Origin of the sequence: Bradyrhizobium sp., assembly GCF_016462955.1 — a bacterium.
Classification (GTDB): Bacteria; Pseudomonadota; Alphaproteobacteria; order Rhizobiales; family Xanthobacteraceae; genus Bradyrhizobium.
Window position 1 is genome coordinate 1 of the sequence record NZ_JAEMSD010000616.1, and the last position, 1,443, is coordinate 1,443.

Below are 1,443 nucleotides of genomic sequence, written 5' to 3' on the forward strand. Positions count from 1 at the left end.
GGCCGACGCCAGCGCCGAGGCTGCCGACCGCCTTCGACGGCGCGATGCCGCAGGCCTCGATGTAGCAGGACACGCCGATGCCGCGCAGCTTGCCATCGGCCTTCGCCTTGGCCTTGCGGGCGGGGAAGCCTGCATAGTCGATCGCCTTCATCGCGGCGTCGAGCGACGCGTTGAAGTCGCCGGTGTCGTAGGCCATGATCACAGGCGTCTGGTGCGGAAACTGCGTGATGAAGTTGGTCCGGCGCAGCTGGGCCGGATCGACGTTGAGTTGCCGCGCCGCCGTTTCCATCAGACGTTCGACCAGATAGCTCGCCTCCGGGCGGCCCGCGCCGCGATAGGCGTCGACCGGCGTGGTGTTGGTGTAGACGCCGATCACCTCGGCATGGATCGCCGGGATGTTGTACTGGCCCGACAGCAGCGTCGCGTAGAGATAGGTCGGCACCGAGGACGAGAACAGCGACATATAGGCGCCGAAATTGGCGTAGGTCTTCACCTTCAACCCGATGATCTTGTTGTTGGCGTCGAACGCCATCTCGGCATGGGTGATGTGGTCGCGGCCGTGCGCGTCGGTGAGGAAGGCCTCGGTGCGGTCGCCGGTCCATTTGACGGGACGGCCGACCTTTTTGGAGGCCCACAGCGCCACCATCTCCTCGGGATAGATGAAGATCTTGGAGCCGAAGCCGCCGCCGACGTCTGGCGCGATCACACGCAGCTTGTGCTCGGGGGCGATGTTGTAGAACGCCGACAGCACGAGGCGGGCGACATGCGGGTTCTGTGAGGTCGTATAGAGCGTGAAGTGCTCCTCGGCGGCGTCGTAGTCGCCGATCGCCGCCCGTGGCTCCATCGCGTTCGGAGCGAGGCGGTTGTTGGTGACGTCGAGCTTCACGACGTTGGCGGCCTTGGCGAAGGCGGCATCGGTGGCGCCCTCGTCGCCGATCACCCAGTCATAGACCTGGTTGCCGGGCGCTTCAGGGTGAAGCTGCGGTGCGCCGGCCTTGATCGCGGCCTTCATGTCGGCGACCGCGGGAAGCTCCTCGTAGTCGACGACGACGGCTTCCGCCGCGTCGCGCGCCAGATTCTTGCTCTCGGCGATCACGACCGCGACGGCCTGGCCGACGAAGCGCACCGTCTCCGGCGCCATCGCCGGCCATGCGCCCATCTTCATCGGGCTGCCGTCCTTCGACGTGATGGCCCAGCCGCAGATCAGGTTGCCGACCTTGTCGTCGACCAGCTGCTGGCCGGTGAGCACCGCGACCACGCCCGGCATCTCCAGAGCGGCGGACGAATCGATCTTCTTGACCTTGGCGTGCGCGTGCGGGCTGCGGATGAAATAGGCATGGGTCATGCCCATCAGCTTGATGTCGTCGACGTAGCGGCCCTTGCCGGTAATGAAACGCTTGTCTTCTTTGCGCACGACGCGTGCGCCGATACCTTCAACACCCA

At 65.7% G+C, this 1,443-nt stretch carries 1 protein-coding gene; it reads right to left on the reverse strand.

Features of this window, described 5'->3' with window-relative positions; genetic code table 11:
* A partial coding sequence (locus JHD07_RS35545) for a xanthine dehydrogenase family protein molybdopterin-binding subunit (protein ID WP_291630696.1) occupies positions 1 to 1,443 on the reverse strand: 1,443 nt, incomplete at both ends.